Genomic DNA, 16,245 nt, shown 5'->3' with positions numbered 1-16,245 from the left:
GCGGCATCCACCCCACGAAAGGCGACGACGCCCATGACCGAGAACCTCACCGCCGACCTCGACGCGCTCGCGCGCGACCTCGACGCAGCACACGTCTTCCACTCCTGGTCGGCGCAGGGGAGCCCGCCGCAGCTCGTCGTGGCGAGCGGCCGCGGGACCCGCGTCTGGGACCACTCCGGCCGCGAGTACCTCGACTTCTCGAGCCAGCTCGTCAACGTCAACATCGGCCACCAGCACCCCGCCGTCGTCTCGGCGATCCGGGAGCAGGCCGAGCTCCTCACCACCATCGGCCCGCCGACCGTGAACCTCGCCCGCGGCGAGGCCGCGAAGCGGATCGTGTCGCATGCCCCGAGCGGCATGTCCAAGGTGTTCTTCACCAACGGCGGCGCCGACGCGAACGAGAACGCGATCCGGATGGCACGCCTGCACACCGGCCGCGACAAGGTGCTCTCGACGTACCGGTCGTACCACGGCAACACCGGTGCCGCGATCGTCTCGACCGGCGACTGGCGGCGCATCCCGAACGAGTTCGCACGCGGACACGTGCACTTCTTCGGCCCCTTCCTGTACCGCTCCGAGTTCTGGGCGACGACGCCCGAGGAGGAGTCGGCGCGCGCGCTGCAGCACCTGCGCCGCGTCATCGAGTCCGAGGGCCCCGCGACGATCGCGGCCGTGCTGCTCGAGACCGTGCCCGGCACGGCCGGCGTGCTCGTGCCGCCGCCCGGCTACCTGGCCGGCGTCCGCGAACTGTGCGACCGCCACGGCATCCTGCTCATCCTCGACGAGGTGATGTGCGGCTTCGGGCGCACCGGGCGCTGGTTCGCGTTCGACGGCTACGACGTGCGGCCCGACCTCATCAGCTTCGCGAAGGGCGTCAACTCGGGCTACGTGCCCGTCGGCGGCGTCGTCATCTCCGACGAGATCGCCGCCGACTTCGACGAGCGGATCTTCCCGGGCGGGCTCACCTACTCGGGCCACCCGCTCGCGATGGCCTCGATCGTCGGCGCGCTCGACGCGATGGAGTCCGAGGGCATCGTCGACCATGCGCGCCGCGTCGGAGCCGAGTCGATCGCGCCCGCGCTCACCGAACTCGCCGAGAAGCACGCCGTGATCGGCGAGGTGCGCGGCGAGGGCGTCTTCTGGGCGCTCGACCTCGTCGCCGACCCCGAGTCTCGTGCGCCGCTGCCCGCCGCCGAGGTCGGTCGCATCAAGGGCGCGCTCGTCGAGCGCGGCCTGCTGCCGTTCGTCGCCGAGAACCGGATCCACGTCGTGCCGCCCTGCGTGGTCACGGCCGAGGAGGTCGAGCAGGCGACCCAGATCTACGACGAGGTGCTCGGCACCGTCGCCGTGTGAGCCGGATGCCGCGGCCTCCGTCCGGGGCGCCGCGGCAGCCGCACCCTACGAAACGACCCGGACACCTCGATTCGGAAGGAACGAGACCATGACCGACACACAGACCGCCCCCAGCGCCGGGGGCACCGCGACCGCCGAGCTCGTCGAGCACTGGATCGACGGCGCGCCGGCCGCGGGCGACTCCGACCGCACCGGCCCCGTGTACAACCCCGCGCACGGCGTCGAGCAGCGACGCGTGCGCTTCGCCTCGACCGACGACGTGGACGTCGCGGTGCAGGCCGCCGCGCGCGCGTTCCCGGCCTGGCGCGACGCGTCGATCGCCAAGCGCCAGCAGGTCATGTTCCGCTTCCGCGAGCTGCTCGCGTCGCGGACGGAGGAGCTCGCCGCGATCCTCACCAGCGAGCACGGCAAGGTGACGGCCGACGCGCTCGGCGAGATCGCCCGCGGCCTCGAGGTCGTCGAGCTCGCCTGCGCGATGCCCGCCTACACGAAGGGCGAGTACTCCGAGAACGTCTCGACCGGCATCGACGTCTACTCGCTGCGCCAGCCGCTCGGCGTCGTGGGCATCATCAGCCCGTTCAACTTCCCGGCGATGGTGCCGCTGTGGTTCTTCCCGCTCGCGATCGCGACGGGCAACACGGTCGTGCTGAAGCCGTCGGAGAAGGACCCGTCGGCCTCCGTCTGGCTCGCACGGCTGTTCCAGGAGGCGGGGCTGCCCGACGGCGTCTTCAACGTCGTGCACGGCGACAAGGTCGCGGTCGGCGCGCTGCTCGAGCACCCGACCGTCCGGTCGATCTCGTTCGTGGGCTCGACCCCGATCGCGCAGTACATCTATGCGACGGCCACGGCGAACGGCAAGCGGGTCCAGGCGCTCGGCGGCGCGAAGAACCACATGCTCGTGCTGCCCGACGCCGACCTCGACCTCGCGGCCGATGCCGCGGTCAACGCGGGCTTCGGCTCGGCCGGCGAGCGTTGCATGGCCATCTCGGCGGTCGTCGCGGTCGACTCGATCGCCGACGAGCTCGTCGCGAAGATCAGCGAGCGGATGTCGCGGCTCGTCACGGGCGACGGCACCCGCGGCTGCGACATGGGTCCGCTCATCACGCGCGAGCACCGCGACAAGGTCGCCGGGTACCTCGACGTGGCCGGCGAGGACGGGGCATCCGTCGTCGTGGACGGCCGCGACCCCGAGGTGAACGGCGAGCCCGACGGGTTCTGGATGGGCCCGACGCTCATCGACAGGGTGCCGACGTCGTCGGCCGTGTACCGCGACGAGATCTTCGGGCCGGTGCTCTCGGTCGTGCGCGTCGACGGCTACGAGGACGGCCTCGAGCTGATCAACTCGTCGCGCTACGGCAACGGCACGGCGATCTTCACGAACGACGGCGGCGCCGCGCGGCGCTTCCAGCGCGAGGTGACGGTCGGCATGGTCGGCATCAACGTGCCGATCCCCGTGCCCGTGGCCTACCACTCGTTCGGCGGGTGGAAGGACTCGCTCTTCGGCGACGCCAAGGCGTACGGCCCGCGCGGCTTCGACTTCTTCACGCAGGAGAAGGCGATTACGTCGCGCTGGCTCGACCCCAGCCATGGCGGGCTGAACCTGGGCTTCCCGCAGCACGACTGACCGGCTGTCGGCGCGCTCCGCCGCGTCAGCCCGCCGGAGCGGGCGGGCGCGGCGGCCAGGTCGGCGCGCCGAGGTCGCGCGAGATGCTCCGTGCGGCGTCGCGGAGCGCGCCGACGACGGCGTCCGTGGGCGGCCACTCGTTCGAGGGCATGACGACGGCGACGGCGGCGACGACCTCGCCGTCCTCCGCGCAGATCGGTGCGGCGACGGATGACTCGCCGATGACGGCCTCCTCGTTCTCGAAGCCGAGCGCCTGCCGCCTGACCTCCTCGAGACCCTCCCGGACGCGGTCGGGGTCCGTGACGGTGTCCGCGGTCAGCGCCGCGAGCGGGCGCGAGAGGGCGTCCGTCGCGTGCGCCGCGTCGTACGCGAGCAGCACCTTCCCGAGCGCCGATGCATGGCTCGGGATCGTCAGGCCCGTCTCGGGCATCTGCTCCGTGCCGTCCGGGCGGCGGTCGTGGTGGATGACGATGACCTCGCCGAACAGCTCCGCGCCGAGGCGGGTCGCGAACCCGGTGCGGCTGGAGAGCTCGTGCATCCAGCGCATCGCGCGCGCACGGACGTCCAGGGTGTCGAGGTAGACGCTCGACAGCTTCAGGAGCGCCGGCCCCAGCACGTAGCGGTTCCCGCTCGGCTGCTGGGCCACGAGCCCGTGCGCCTGGAGCGACTTCACGATGCCGTGCACGGTCGAGGGCGGCAGGTCGAGCGCGGCGGCGAGCTCGGAGATGCCCATGCGGCGCGAGCCCTGCAACAGCGCGAGGATCTTCGCCGCGCGGTCGATCGACTGGATCACCGACTCCCCCTCCGTCATCGCGCCCACGGTGCATCCCCATTCTGTCTGGTTCTTGACAGCGCGGGACGGGTGGTCCAACATTCAGTATTACCGAAAGCCATTCGATAATACCGAATCGTCTGGTGGCAACCTCGTTCAAGGGAGAACGCAGATCATGGATGACAACCGGACTTGGCAGCGGCTCGCCGCCGAGTTCCTCGGTACCGCCTTCCTCGTGTTCGTCGGCGTCGGCTCCGTGCCGGCCTTCGCTCTGGTGAGGGGCGACGCGCCCTTCGCCCCCGCCGATCTCGGCTTCATCTCGCTCGCCTTCGGCACCATCGTCATCGCGACGGTGTACGTGTTCGGCTACATCTCGGGCAACCACATCAACCCGGCGGTGACCCTCGCCCTCGCGGTGACCGGCAAGTTCGCCTGGCGCGACGTGCCCGGGTACGTGATCGCGCAGCTCCTGGGCGCGACCGTCGGGGCGTTCGCGATCGTCGGGGCCCTCGGCCCGCGGGCGAGCGAGCTCGGACTCGGCGTCGCCTCCTACGGCGACATCCCGATCTGGCAGGCGTTCACGGCCGAGTTCCTCGGCACGTTCCTGCTCGTCTTCACCGTCTTCGGCGTGATCCACCGCAAGGCCGCTCCCGGTTTCGCCGGGCTCGTCATCGGCCTCGTGGTGTTCGCCGCGATCATCCCCGTGGCGCCCGCGACCGGCGCGTCCATCAACCCCGCCCGCACCACCGGACCGATGCTCGTGCAGCAGCTCCTGGGGGGCACCGTGCAGTGGGAGCAGTGGCCGGTCTACGTCATCGCCGAACTCGCGGGCGGCGTCCTCGCCGGCCTCGCCTTCGGCCTGGTCTCCCGGACCCGGGCCGACCGCACCACCCTGACCGAAGCGCTCGTCGAAGAGGAGGCACGCGCATGAAGAAGCTCATCGATGCACCGTCGGAGGTGCTCGCCGACGCACTGAAGGGCGTCGCGGCGGCCCATCCCGAACTCGCCGTCGACTTCGCCGCTCGGGTGGTCGCGCGAGCGACGCCGAAGCCCGGCAAGGTCGCCCTGATCTCGGGCGGCGGCTCGGGCCACGAACCGCTCCACAGCGGCTTCGTCGGCCCCGGGATGCTCGACGCCGCCTGCGCCGGCGAGGTCTTCACCTCGCCGACGCCCGATCAGATGCTCGCCGCCGCGCAGACGGTGAGCACCGGCGCCGGGGCGCTGTTCATCGTCAAGAACTACACGGGCGACGTGCTCAACTTCGAGATGGCCGCCGAACTCGCCGACGCGGAGGGCATCGCGGTCAAGACCGTGCTCGTCGCCGACGACGTCGCCGTCGAGGACTCGACCTGGACCGCCGGCCGTCGCGGCGTCGGCACGACCGTGCTCGTCGAGAAGATCGCCGGCGCCGCCGCGGAGGAGGGCGCCGACCTCGACGCCGTGCACGCCGTCGCGACGCGCGTCGCGGAGAACGGCCGGTCGATGGGCGTGGCGCTCACGAGCGCGACGCTGCCGTCGGTGGGCAAGCCGAGCTTCGACCTCCCCGAGGACGAGATCGAGATGGGCGTGGGCATCCACGGCGAACCCGGACGCACGCGCGCCCCGTTGGCCCCGGCTTCGGAGATCGCCGACACGCTCGTCTCGGCGATCCTGGCCGACCACGACTTCACCGGGGCGCCCGTGATCGCGATGCTCAGCGGACTCGGCGGCACGCCGCTCATCGAGCTCTACCTGGTGTACGGCGCCGTCGCCTCCCTGCTCGAGCAGCGCGGGATCACGGTCGCCCGGGTGCTCGTGGGCGACTACATCACGAGCCTCGACATGGCCGGATGCTCCCTCACCCTGCTGCGCGCGGATGACGAGATGCTGCGGCTCTGGGACGCTCCCGTGAGCACCGCGGCGCTCCGGTGGGGAGCGTAGCCATGACGGGAACCGAGGACGGCCGCCTGACGGTCGACGACCTCACGGCGTGGATGCTCCGCTTCGACGAGCGGATCGCCGCCGAGGCCGAGCACCTGACCGAGCTGGACTCCGCCATCGGCGACGCCGATCACGGCACCAACATCGCCCGTGGCACCGGGGCGGTGCGCCGGCGTCTCGCGGACGCACCGCCCGGCGACGCCGGCGCGCTGCTGAAGTCCTCCGGAATGGCGCTCGTGTCGACCGTCGGGGGTGCGAGCGGGTCGCTCTACGGCACGCTGTTCCTCGAGATGGCCAAGTCCGTCGGACCGGCTCCGGAGCTCGACACCGCCGTCCTCGCCGACGCGTTCCGCGCCGGCGTGGCCGGGGTCGTGGCCCGCGGCCGGGCCGAGCCCGGCGACAAGACCATGGTCGACGCGCTCCAGCCGGCCGCCGAGGCGCTGAGCGTCGCCGCGGCCGGCGGTCGCCCGCTCCTCGAGTCGCTCCGCGCCGCGGCCGCCGCCGCGGCCGTCGGGCGCGACGCGACCATCCCGCTCGTCGCCCGCAAGGGGCGGGCGAGCTACCTCGGCGAGCGGAGCGCCGATCACCTCGATCCCGGCGCGACCTCGGCCGCGATCCTCGTCCAGGCCCTCGCCGACGCGCGATCGGAGCGCGTCGGATGATCGGGCTCGTCGTGGTCTCGCACAGCCCGGCGCTCGCCGAGGCCGCGGTCGACCTGGGCCTGCAGATGGTGCACGGCGATGCGCCGCCCGTGCGCATCGCCGCCGGTTCCGACGGCCGCTTCGGCACGGATGCGACCGCGGTCGCCGCGGCGATCGACGATCTCGCCGGGCAGGGAGTCCCGGGCGTGCTCGTCGTCACCGACCTCGGCTCGGCCGTGCTGAGCGCCGGGCTCGCCCTCGACCTCAGGGAGTCGTCGACGGAGGTCGTGGTCGGTGCGGGTCCGTTCGTGGAAGGCATCACCGCGGGCCTGGTGCTGGCCGCGACGGGCGCACCGCTCGACGAGGTCGCCCGCGAGTCCGCGGCGGCGCTCGACGCGAAGCGGGAACAGGTCGCTCCGGCGCCCGCGGCGCCGCCCGCGGAGCAGGCCGATCCGGTGCCCGCCGAGGCGCCCGCCGAGCCGATCGAGCCGCGGACGGCGGACGAGGTGGTGGTCAATCCCGAGGGGCTGCACGCCCGGCCGGCGGCGCTCCTGGTCCAGGCGGTCGGCGGGTTCGACGCCGTCGTCGACGTGACGAACCTCACGACGGGCACCGGACCGGTGCCCGCGAGGAGCATGATCGGGTTGATGTCGCTCGGCGCGAAGCAGGGTCACGCGGTGAGGTTCGACGGCAGCGGGCCCGACGCCGCCACGGCGGTCGATGCGCTGCGACGGCTGCTCGCCGACGGGTTCGGCGAGGTGCCGGAGTCCGTCGCACCCTGAGCCGACCGCCGGGGCACGGCGGGCCGACAGCACCGTCGGCCCGCCGCGCCGGCGCGTGGTCAGCGGGAGGCCGAGCCGGCGGCGAACCGAGCGATCGCGGTGCGGGCGTCCGCCGTCTCGATCGCCGCCCCGATCGTCGCGGCCTCGTCGTCGAGCGACGCCTGGAACGACCGTGCCCCGCCGGCGTGCACGAGCCGCTTGGCCTGGCCGAACGCGTGCGTCGCGCCGGCGAGCCATCCGTCCGCGATCTCGCGCGCCCGCGCCTCGAGCGCCTCGGGTGCGACGACCTCGGCGACGAGGCCCCAGTCGAGGGCCTCGGTCGCGGAGAGCGTGCGCGAGGTGAGCGTGAGCTCGAGCGCGCGGCGCACCCCGACCGCCTCGGGAAGCAGCGTGCTCACGCCGCAGTCCGGCGTGAGCCCGATGTCGCTGTAGCGGCTCGCGAAGGTCGCGCGCTCCGACGCGATCACCAGGTCGGCCACGAGCATGAACCCGAGGCCGCCACCGGCGACGGGCCCCTGCACGGCGGCGACGATGGGCTTCGTGCTCTCGCGCAGCGCGCGGTGCCCGTCGTGGATCCGGTCGGCGAGCCCGCGGACGACCTCGGCCGGGCTCGCCCCGCCGGCGCCGGACTCCGCGAGCCGCGACATCGCGACCACGTCGCCGCCCGCGCAGAACGCGCGACCCGCCGCATCGAAGAGCACTGCGCCGATGTCGTCGCGCCCGGCGATCTCGTGCGCCAGCTCCTGCCACCTCGCGATGGCCTCGGGGTCGACCGCGTTGAGCCGGGCCGGGCGGTTCAGCGTCACGTGCGCGAGGCCGTCGCGCACATCGAACAGGATCACGTCGTCGGGCATGATCGGATGCTACTCGCCGGCCGTCGCGGCATCGCTGGACGCGGGGACGATCACCCAGGCGGAGTTCGACGCGCTGAAGGCGAAGGCGCTGGCGTCGGGTTCCTGACGGAGGGTCAGGAGGAGGCCGCCGCGGCCAGGTCGCGCGCGGCGGTCTCGTGGGACTCCTGGAGACGCGCGGCCCGGTCCACCAGGACCTCGAGCACCGTCCGCACGGCGAGCCGCTCCGCGACATCCGGCCGCACGAGCGCGAAGATCTGGCGCACGGACGCGACGCCCCGCAGGGGCTTCAGCACGATGTTCTCGGGGAGGACGCCCGACGTGTAGCGGGGCACGAACGCGATGCCGAGGGCGGCGCCGATGAACGCCTCGACGATGCGCATGTCGCTGAAGCGCTGGCTCACCTCGACGCGCCGGCCGCCGGCCTGCTCGATCGCGTGCAGGATCCGCTCGAAGGGGAAGCCCGCCGGCACGCCGAGCCAGGTCTCCTCGACCAGGTCGGCGGGGGTCACGTGCGAGCGCGACGCGAGTCGGTGATCGGCGGGCAGTCCGATGTCGAGGGGCTCGGTCAGCAGGGGGAGGGCGCGGAGGCCCCGCCCGCCCCACGGGAGCTCGCCGGGCATGGTGTGGGCGAGCACGATGTCGTACTCGTTCGTGAGGTCGGGGAACTCGGCGAGTTCGGGATCGAGGTCGGTGGCGCGCACGACGAGTCCCGCGACCGAGCGGAGGTCGGCGAGCACCTGCGGCAGCAGCGTCGCGCCGATCGTGGGGAAGGTCAGCAGCGTGACCTCGCCACTCGGGTGGTTGCGGAACTGGTCCCAGAGCGACGAGGCGCGCTCCAGTGCGATGGCGACCTCGGTCGCACTGCGTGCGAGCGCGTGCCCGGCGCTCGTCAGCACGACCCCGCGACCGCTCCGTTCGGTGAGCGGCATCCCGGCCTCGCGCTCGAGCACCTTGAGCTGCTGTGAGACGGCGGACGGGGTCCGCCCGGTCGCCTCGGCGACCGCGGTCACGCTGCCGCGTTCGGCGAGTTCGCGGAGGAGGTCGAGTCGGCGCACATCCATGTAGTGATGCTACATTGTTCATGTAGTTCTGTGGAATTGTGCTGAACGGTTTTCGAGGGCACAATAGGTGATGTCGGACACGTGCAAGGGCGCACCCGGTCGCCCGACATTCCAACGAACTCCTCGAAAGGAACCGCCGTGTTCACCGTCTTCGCCATGCTCGCCGCCGCCTCGATCGCCGGCATCGTCAGCTCCATCGTCGTCACCGCGCGCGACGGATACCGTCGCCAGCCGCGCGAGACCTTCGCACGCACCGTCTAGGTCGCGCGTCGCGGAGCCGGAGGCTCCGAGCAGGGCCGCCGTGCGGGGGAGGGACACCCCGCAGGGCGGCCCTTCGCATGTCCCTCCGGCCGCACCTCGGGCTTCGCCGCGCGTCGCGTCGGCCCTCGACATCCGATCGCGTCCGGGGATAGCGTGACCGCACCGCCGGGGCGCCGCGGCGCCCGCCCTGCACCGCGCTCCGACGCGAACCGAGGAGCGAACGGATGCCGACGACCCCGACGCCGCCCGAGTCCCGCGAGACCGAACCCCCGCCCGGCGACCGGACCCTGATCCGGACCTTCCTGCTCGGCCTCGCGGAGGGCCTCACGGCCTCGGCCGAGTCCACCGACCGCATCCGCGCCGAGATCGTCGACGTCGCGCACGCGTACGGGGTCGACGAGGTCGACGTCGTCGTGCTCCCGACGATCGCGCTCGTGCAGACGGGCCAGGGCGAGACCGGGCGCATCTCGTTGACCTCCGTCCGGGCGTCGTTCCGGTTCGACCAGATCGCCGCCATGGCGGCCCTCGTCCGATCCGCGCGATCGGCCGGGATCAGCCCGGCGGACGGCATCCGCCGCCTCAACGAGATCGGCGCCATGCCGCCGACCCGGCACTGGTTCATGCGCACCCTGGGCCACGCCCTCCTCACCGCCGGCCTGGCGCTGCTCCTCGCTCCCAGCTGGCAGGGCGTCGTCGTGGGCTTCGGGCTCGGCGTCCTCATCGGCGTCGCGAAGCTGACGCGTTCCCAGACGCTCTCGCTCGTGCTGCCGGTCGCGGCCTCGTTCGCCTGCGCCGTGATCGTGTTCCTGCTCGCGCCCGTCGTCCAGATCGGCGATCCGCTGCGGGTGCTGATCGCGCCGCTCGCGACCTTCCTCCCGGGGGCCCTCCTCACCACCGGCGTGCGCGAGCTCGCGGCCGGGCAGATGGTCGCCGGGACGTCGCGACTCGGCGCGGGCATCGTCCAGCTCGCCCTGCTCGCGTTCGGCATCCTCGCGGCCGGCACCGTCGTGGGGATCGGAGACGACGAGTACGTGCCGCGCGAGGTGCAGCAGACGCTGCCCTGGTGGATCGCCGGGATCGGGCTCGTGCTCTACGGCATCGGCGTGTACCTGCACTTCGCCGCCCCCGGGCGATCGTACGGCTGGGTGATCCTCGCGCTCGTCGTCGCGTACGGCGCGCAGCAGCTCGGCGTGTTCCTGCTCGGCGCGCCCGTCAGCGGCTTCTTCGGTGCGCTCGTGGTCACGCCGTTCGTGCTCTGGATCGAGGACCTGCCTCGGGGCGTGCCGTCGCAGATCACCTTCCTGCCCGCGTTCTGGGTGCTCGTGCCCGGAGCCGCCGGGCTCATCGGGCTGACGGAGGGCGCCGTCGAGGAGTCGGCGGGCATCGACGACGTCGCCGCCGCCTTCGTCACGGTGATGTCGATCGCGCTCGGCGTCTTCATCGGCTCGGCGATCTACCGGTTCATCCGACGCAGCGCGGCGGGGATCGCCGAGTTCCACATCGACCTCCCGTCCGTGCTGGGCCCGTCGGAGGACTCGGTGCTCTCGCGGATCACGGACGCCGCGCCGAAGCCGCCCCGGCGCGACACCGACGCCGCGCCGACGCCGCCGCGGCGCGACCCGGACGCCTGAGCGCGCCGAGGCGGTCGCGGACGCGCCCGGTCGAGGGCGCCGGAGCGTCCACCGGGACATCCGCACGTTCCTCTCAGGCGGTGGAGACTTAGAGTATTCGGGTGACGTCCCGGAATCCCCAGTCCGCCGAGGCCCGCCGACAGCTCATCGAGCACATCTCGAACGAGGCGGTGTTCCACGGCGACTTCACGCTGACCAGCGGCAAGAAGGCCTCGTACTACGTCGACCTCCGCAAGGTGAGCCTCGACCACCGCGTCGCGCCGCTCATCGGCCAGGTGATGATCGACCTCATCGCCGAGGTCCCCGACGTGGTCGCCGTCGGCGGCATGACGATGGGTGCCGACCCCATCGCGACCGCCGTGCTCCACCAGGGCGCCGCGCGCGGCCTCGCCTACGACGCGTTCGTCGTGCGCAAGGAGCCGAAGGACCACGGCCGCGGCAAGCAGGTCGAGGGGCCGGACGTCGCAGGCAAGCGCGTCATCGTGCTCGAGGACACGTCGACGACGGGCGGTTCGCCGCTCAAGGCCATCGAGGCGCTCCGCGCCGTCGGTGCCGAGATCGCCGCCGTCGCGGTGGTCGTCGACCGCGACACGGGCGCACGCGAGGTCATCGAAGCCGCGGGAGTCCCCTACCTCGCGGCCATCGGCTTGAAGGATCTGGGATTGTCATGACGGAACGCGACGGACGCTACGACGCGAACGGATTCGACGACGACACCGACTGGCTCATGAGCCAGCTCGGCAGCGGTCGTCGACCCGACCTCGAGGGCCGTCAGGCCACGCAGCCGCCCGTCGCACCCGCTCCCGAGCCACCGCGGGCGGAGCCGGCGCCCCAGTCACGTCCCCGCCGTCGCAGCGAGGAGTCGCTCGACTGGTTCTCGGTGGCCGAACCCGCACCGGTCGACGACGCGCCGACCCGGGCGCTGCCCGTCGTGGGCGAGCCGATCGAGCGCACCGCGCCCGCCCCCGCCGAGCCGCCCGCGGCGCCCGCCTGGAACCAGCCGTCGTGGAATGCGCCCGCGTGGAGCAGCGCTCCCGCCGAGCCGCCGGCCGACGATCGCCTCACCTCCGTCGAGCCGCCCGTCGGCGGCACCGTGCCGCCCGCGTTCACGCGACAGCCCGAGCCCCCGCCTGCTCCGCCCGGGCCGGTCACCCCGCCCGCGAACTTCGCCCTGACCTGGGGCGAGCAGCAGGAGCAGCAGCCGCTCGACACCGAGGAGGGGCTGCGCGCGGCCTTCCGCCGGCTCGCCGACCCCTCGAACACCCCGCCCGCCCGACAGCCCGATCCGAACTCCGGGCCGGGACCGGAGCAGTACGGGGACGAATCGCCGTTCGCCGGATTCGCGCCGCCGCCGGTCGCACGTCGCTCCTTCACGCCCGTGTCGCCGTCCGCTGCGCCGGGTGCGCCGGACGACTTCGCGGAGGAGCTCTGGTCGGCGCTGCACGAGGACGACCAGCCCGCAGGAACCGAGCAGGAGTCGGTCGGACACGACCTCGACGGGTACGCCGACCAGCAGGCGTTCGACGACCGCGCGGCGTACGCCGAGCAGGGCGCCTATGCGGAACAGCGCGCCTACGAGCAGGGCGGCCACGACCGAGGCGGGTACGAGCAGGGCGGCTACGCGCCCGGCTGGACGGATGGCGCCGGCTTCGCCGACCCCGTCGGCCCGGGCGAGGCGGTGGGCACCGGCTCGGCCGGCGTCGGACCGGCCGGGTACGTCCAGGACTTCGCCGCGCGCGGGGGCGGGCACGACGGCGATGCCGGCCGCGGCGGCGACCGCGGATACGGCGACGGGTTCGACCGCCAGGGCTTCGACCGCCAGGGCTACGACCGCGACGGGTACGACCAGGACGGCTACGACCGCGACGGATACGACCGACAGGGGTATGCCCGGCAGGCCTACGATGCCCCCGCCTACGACGAGAACGGCGGCTACGACGGTCGCGCGTACGGGTACGACGAGGGTGGCGACGCGAACGGCCCCCTCGACGAGGACGGGTTCGGCCCGGACGCCTACGCGGACACCGGGGCGTTCGGCGAGGAGCAGTTCGGCGCGCACGACGAGGCCTCGGCGCACGACGACGGATACGACCTGCGCGAGCTGTGGCGCCAGGGCGGCGGTGCGCAGTCGGACGGGACCTGGTCCGACGAGCCGACGGACTGGCGCGAGGATGTCGGCCGGCCGGCCGCTGATCCGGCCGACGACGTGCGCTGGTACGCCGACGACCTCGACGACCGGCGAGGCGGCCCCGCGTCCGACCGGCCGTCCGCCGACGCGCCGTCCGGGGACGACCCGTGGAACGCCGACGAGTCGCCCCGCGCGCGCGAGTTCGCGCAGGCGGGCTTTCTCTGGAACCTGACCCCGGACCCCGCCGGTCGTGACCCGAAGGTCCCGACCGAGGAGGCGGCGGACGACGAGCAGGCGCCCGGCCCGCGTCGCGGCGCCGGTGCTCCGGTCGCCGCCGACGACCCGGGTGACGACCCGTTCGGCCTCGGCGCCCGAGACGAGCGAGCCGCCGACGCCGGTCGGCCGGCCTTCGACGACCCCTGGGCCGCGTACGACGTCGACGAGCGCACGACCGAAGTCCAGGGTCGCCCCGGGACCGAGGCGGACGGAACGCGCGACGACGGTCTCGCAGCGCTCTTCGGCGGCGCGGGCTTCGGAGCGACGGGGCCCATGTCGGTGGTCGACGCATCCGCCGTCGAGACCGAATACGATCGGCCGCACGCCCGCGAGACGGGGTACGGCTACGGGGCCGTCGCCGACGATCCGTTCGCGCGCGACGAGCGCGGCGGCTGGGACGACTCCGGTGATGCACGCGCGGCGCGGCCTCGAGCCGGCGACGACGACCGCGGGGGATACCGCGCGACCCCGGCCGCACGCACCGACGACGCCGGTCGCGACCGGTCTCCCGTCAGGATCCTGACGTGGGCGGCCGGTGCGCTCGCCCTCGTGGTGCTCATCGTCGCCGTGGTGGCGTTCGGCACGCGATTCCTCGCGCCCGGCGATGCCGGCACGGCCGCACCCGTGGCGACCGAGGAGCCCGTCGCGGCTCCGACGGCGCCGCAGCCGGCCGGCGTGCATTCGTGGCAGGCGCTGTACGGCACCGAGTGCCTCGAGCCCTTCGACTCGGCGTGGGCCGAGGAGTTCACCGTCGTCGACTGCGCGAGCCCGCACACGGCGCAACTCGCCTACCGCGGCACCTTCGCAGGTGACGAGGCGACCGAGTTCCCGGGTGAGGAGGCGCTGGCGACGCAGTCGCAGGAGCTCTGCGCCGCCGAGGGCGTCATCGATCCGGCCGCGGCCGGCGGAGTCGGCGAGCTGCAGATGCTCACCGCGTTCCCGGTGACCGCCGAGCAGTGGGATGCGGGCCAGCGGAGCTACTACTGCTTCGTCGAGCAGGTGAGCGGCGAGCCGCTCACGGTCAGCCTCGCCGGCGCCGGACCCGCCGCGCCGTGAGCCGGCTGGTCGTCGTCGGGTCGGTGAACATCGACGCGACGAGCTACGTCGACGCCTTCCCGCAGCCCGGCGAGACGATCCACTCGCACGGCCACCGCATCGCGCTCGGCGGCAAGGGCGCGAACCAGGCCATCGCGGCGCACCTCTGCTCGGCCGACGTCGAGTTCCTCGCGCGCCTCGGCGACGACGCCGCGGCCGACGTGGCCCGTGCGGCGTTCGCCCGCTTCGGGCTTCCGGCGGGGGCCGTCGCGACCGTGCCCGGAACGCCGACCGGGGTGGCCCAGATCACCGTGGCCGCGTCGGGAGAGAACACGATCGTGGTCACGGCGGGCGCGAACGCCGCGATCGGAGCCGACCTGATCGCCGCCGAGCACGAGCGCATCGCCGCCGCCGACCTCGTCCTCACGCAGGGCGAGCTGCCCGTGCCGACGATCGAGTCGCTGGCCGCCGCGTGCCGGGCGGCGGGCACCCGGTTCGCGCTGAACCTCGCGCCCCCCGTCGGGGTGGCGGCCGCGGCCGTCGCGATCGCGGATCCGCTCGTCGTCAACGTCCACGAGGCACGCGCGGTGGGCATCGGTGCGGCCCTGTCCGACGAGGCGCCGGCCGAGGCGTGGCGGGATGCCGCGGCATCCGTCGTCGGCGACCTGGCGCGATCGATCGTGGTGACCCTCGGCGCGCGCGGCGCGGTCGCGGCCGACGCCGACGGTTCGTGGGTCGTGGCGGCGCCCGAGGTCGAGGCCGTCGACACGACGGGTGCGGGGGATGCCGCGACCGGGGCGCTCGCCGCGATGCTCGCGGAGGGCAGGTCGTTGCCCGAGGCCGTCCGGATCGCGGTCGCCGCCGGCGCCATCGCCGTGCAGTCCCGCGGCACCGTGGACTCGTATGCGGGGCGTGCCGACGTCCTCGCCCTCGCCGACCGGACGGAGCTCCGATGACCGTGCCCGTGATCGTGGACTGCGACCCGGGCCACGACGACGTCATGGCGCTCTGGCTGGCCGCGGGGCACCCCGCGCTCGACCTGCTCGCCGTGACCACCGTCGGCGGCAACGTGCCGCTCGAGCACACGAGTCGCAACGCGCGCATCGCGCTCTCGGTCGCCGGCGTGACCGACGTGCCCGTCGCGGCCGGCGCTCCCGGCCCGCTCGCCCGCGAGCTGTCGACGGCCGAGTGGATCCACGGCGAGAACGGCCTCGGCGGACCCGACCTGCCCGATCCCGACGCGGGCGCGTCGCCGGTCCCGCTCGATCCGCGCGGCGCGACCGAGCTCATCGCCGACACGCTCGCCGCGGCATCCGAGCCCGTCGCGATCATCGCGACCGGACCGATCACCAACGTGGCCGTGCTGCTTCGCGAACGGCCCGACCTCGTCCCGCGGATCCGCGAGGTCGTGTGGATGGGCGGCTCGACCGAACGGGGCAACGCGACGCCCTACGCCGAGTTCAACGCGTGGGTCGACCCCGAGGCGCTCGACCTGGTCCTGCAGAGCGGCATCCGGTTCACGATGGTGGGACTCAACGTCACGCACCGCGCGCTCGTCACGGCGGGCGTGCGCGAGCGCCTCGCGGCGATCGGCACTCGCACGGCGGCGTTCGGCGACGAGCTGCTCGAGTTCTTCTGCCGGACCAACGACGAGGTCTTCGGCATGCCCGACGGTCCCCTGCACGACCCGGTCGCGGTCGCCGTGCTCGCCGATCCCGGTTCGGTGGAGGTCGCGCGCACGCGACTCGACGTCGAGCTGATCGGGTCCGAGACGGTCGGCGCGACGAGCGTCGACCTCGACGGCATGCTCGGACGCGAACCGAATGCGTTCGTCGCCGTCGGGATCGACGTCGAGCGGTTCTGGGCGGGCGTCGAGGCCGCCGTGGCACGGTTGGCCTGAGGGGGCG

Annotated in this window: 16 protein-coding genes; 13 read left to right on the top strand and 3 right to left on the bottom strand. The window is 73.5% G+C overall.

Annotated features, from left to right (window positions below; genetic code table 11):
• Window positions 1–33 precede the first annotated feature (33 nt).
• Window positions 34–1,353: an aspartate aminotransferase family protein gene (locus GJR97_RS07290; RefSeq protein WP_154345848.1), complete on the top strand. Its 1,320-nt coding sequence runs from the start codon at window positions 34–36 to the stop codon at window positions 1,351–1,353.
• A gap of 88 nt (window positions 1,354–1,441) precedes the next feature.
• Window positions 1,442–2,977, top strand: a complete 1,536-nt coding sequence (locus tag GJR97_RS07285; protein WP_154345847.1) for a CoA-acylating methylmalonate-semialdehyde dehydrogenase — start codon at window positions 1,442–1,444, stop codon at window positions 2,975–2,977.
• Between the two features lie 25 nt (window positions 2,978–3,002).
• On the opposite strand, the gene GJR97_RS07280 is transcribed toward GJR97_RS07285, so the two are convergent.
• Window positions 3,003–3,788 (bottom strand): IclR family transcriptional regulator, encoded by a 786-nt coding sequence (locus tag GJR97_RS07280; protein WP_154345846.1) that lies wholly within the window; start codon window positions 3,786–3,788, stop codon window positions 3,003–3,005.
• A 136-nt stretch (window positions 3,789–3,924) separates the two neighbouring features.
• Here GJR97_RS07280 and GJR97_RS07275 point away from each other — a divergent pair, with 136 nt between their 5' ends.
• From GJR97_RS07275 to GJR97_RS07260, 4 genes are read left to right on the top strand one after another with little or no spacing between them, the layout of a single operon-like run.
• Complete coding sequence (locus tag GJR97_RS07275) at window positions 3,925–4,680, top strand: MIP/aquaporin family protein (RefSeq protein ID WP_154345845.1); 756 nt, start codon at window positions 3,925–3,927, stop codon at window positions 4,678–4,680.
• Complete coding sequence (dhaK, locus tag GJR97_RS07270) at window positions 4,677–5,669, top strand: dihydroxyacetone kinase subunit DhaK (protein ID WP_154345844.1); 993 nt, start codon at window positions 4,677–4,679, stop codon at window positions 5,667–5,669. The genes GJR97_RS07275 and dhaK overlap by 4 nt, the downstream gene beginning before the upstream one ends.
• A gap of 2 nt (window positions 5,670–5,671) precedes the next feature.
• A complete protein-coding gene (dhaL, locus tag GJR97_RS07265) occupies window positions 5,672–6,331 on the top strand; it encodes a dihydroxyacetone kinase subunit DhaL (RefSeq protein WP_154345843.1) in 660 nt (219 codons plus the stop codon).
• The gene (locus GJR97_RS07260; protein WP_154345842.1) at window positions 6,328–7,092 is read left to right on the top strand and encodes an HPr family phosphocarrier protein; all 765 of its coding nucleotides are present in this window, start codon (window positions 6,328–6,330) and stop codon (window positions 7,090–7,092) included. The genes dhaL and GJR97_RS07260 overlap by 4 nt, the downstream gene beginning before the upstream one ends.
• A gap of 59 nt (window positions 7,093–7,151) precedes the next feature.
• Here GJR97_RS07260 and GJR97_RS07255 read toward each other — a convergent pair whose 3' ends face one another.
• Window positions 7,152–7,946, bottom strand: a complete 795-nt coding sequence (locus GJR97_RS07255; RefSeq protein WP_154345841.1) for an enoyl-CoA hydratase/isomerase family protein — start codon at window positions 7,944–7,946, stop codon at window positions 7,152–7,154.
• On the opposite strand from GJR97_RS07255, the gene GJR97_RS17850 reads away from it, so the two are divergent.
• Entirely contained in the window at window positions 7,945–8,052 is a 108-nt protein-coding gene (locus GJR97_RS17850) for an SHOCT domain-containing protein (protein ID WP_195760633.1), read from the top strand. The genes GJR97_RS07255 and GJR97_RS17850 overlap by 2 nt on opposite strands.
• A 7-nt stretch (window positions 8,053–8,059) precedes the next feature.
• On the opposite strand, the gene GJR97_RS07250 is transcribed toward GJR97_RS17850, so the two are convergent.
• Entirely contained in the window at window positions 8,060–9,007 is a 948-nt protein-coding gene (locus GJR97_RS07250) for a LysR family transcriptional regulator (protein ID WP_154345840.1), read from the bottom strand.
• 138 nt (window positions 9,008–9,145) lie between these two features.
• Here GJR97_RS07250 and GJR97_RS18490 point away from each other — a divergent pair, with 138 nt between their 5' ends.
• The 6 genes from GJR97_RS18490 (at window position 9,146) to GJR97_RS07225 (ending at window position 16,238) form a co-directional block, all read left to right on the top strand.
• Entirely contained in the window at window positions 9,146–9,268 is a 123-nt protein-coding gene (locus tag GJR97_RS18490) for a hypothetical protein (RefSeq protein WP_267873409.1), read from the top strand.
• A gap of 224 nt (window positions 9,269–9,492) precedes the next feature.
• Window positions 9,493–10,899 (top strand): threonine/serine exporter family protein, encoded by a 1,407-nt coding sequence (locus GJR97_RS07245; RefSeq protein ID WP_154345839.1) that lies wholly within the window; start codon window positions 9,493–9,495, stop codon window positions 10,897–10,899.
• A gap of 101 nt (window positions 10,900–11,000) precedes the next feature.
• The gene (gene pyrE / locus GJR97_RS07240) at window positions 11,001–11,570 is read left to right on the top strand and encodes an orotate phosphoribosyltransferase (RefSeq protein ID WP_324613262.1); all 570 of its coding nucleotides are present in this window, start codon (window positions 11,001–11,003) and stop codon (window positions 11,568–11,570) included.
• A complete protein-coding gene (locus GJR97_RS07235) occupies window positions 11,567–14,359 on the top strand; it encodes a septum formation family protein (RefSeq protein ID WP_154345838.1) in 2,793 nt (930 codons plus the stop codon). The genes pyrE and GJR97_RS07235 overlap by 4 nt, the downstream gene beginning before the upstream one ends.
• Window positions 14,356–15,294 (top strand): ribokinase, encoded by a 939-nt coding sequence (locus tag GJR97_RS07230; protein ID WP_324613261.1) that lies wholly within the window; start codon window positions 14,356–14,358, stop codon window positions 15,292–15,294. Before GJR97_RS07235 ends, GJR97_RS07230 begins: the two co-directional genes overlap by 4 nt.
• Window positions 15,291–16,238 (top strand): nucleoside hydrolase, encoded by a 948-nt coding sequence (locus tag GJR97_RS07225; protein WP_154345837.1) that lies wholly within the window; start codon window positions 15,291–15,293, stop codon window positions 16,236–16,238. Before GJR97_RS07230 ends, GJR97_RS07225 begins: the two co-directional genes overlap by 4 nt.
• Window positions 16,239–16,245 lie beyond the last annotated feature (7 nt).

It is taken from the genome of Agromyces kandeliae, from assembly GCF_009674665.1.
Lineage (GTDB): Bacteria > Actinomycetota > Actinomycetes > Actinomycetales > Microbacteriaceae > Agromyces > Agromyces kandeliae.
This window is presented reverse-complemented; position numbering and strand designations above follow the sequence as displayed.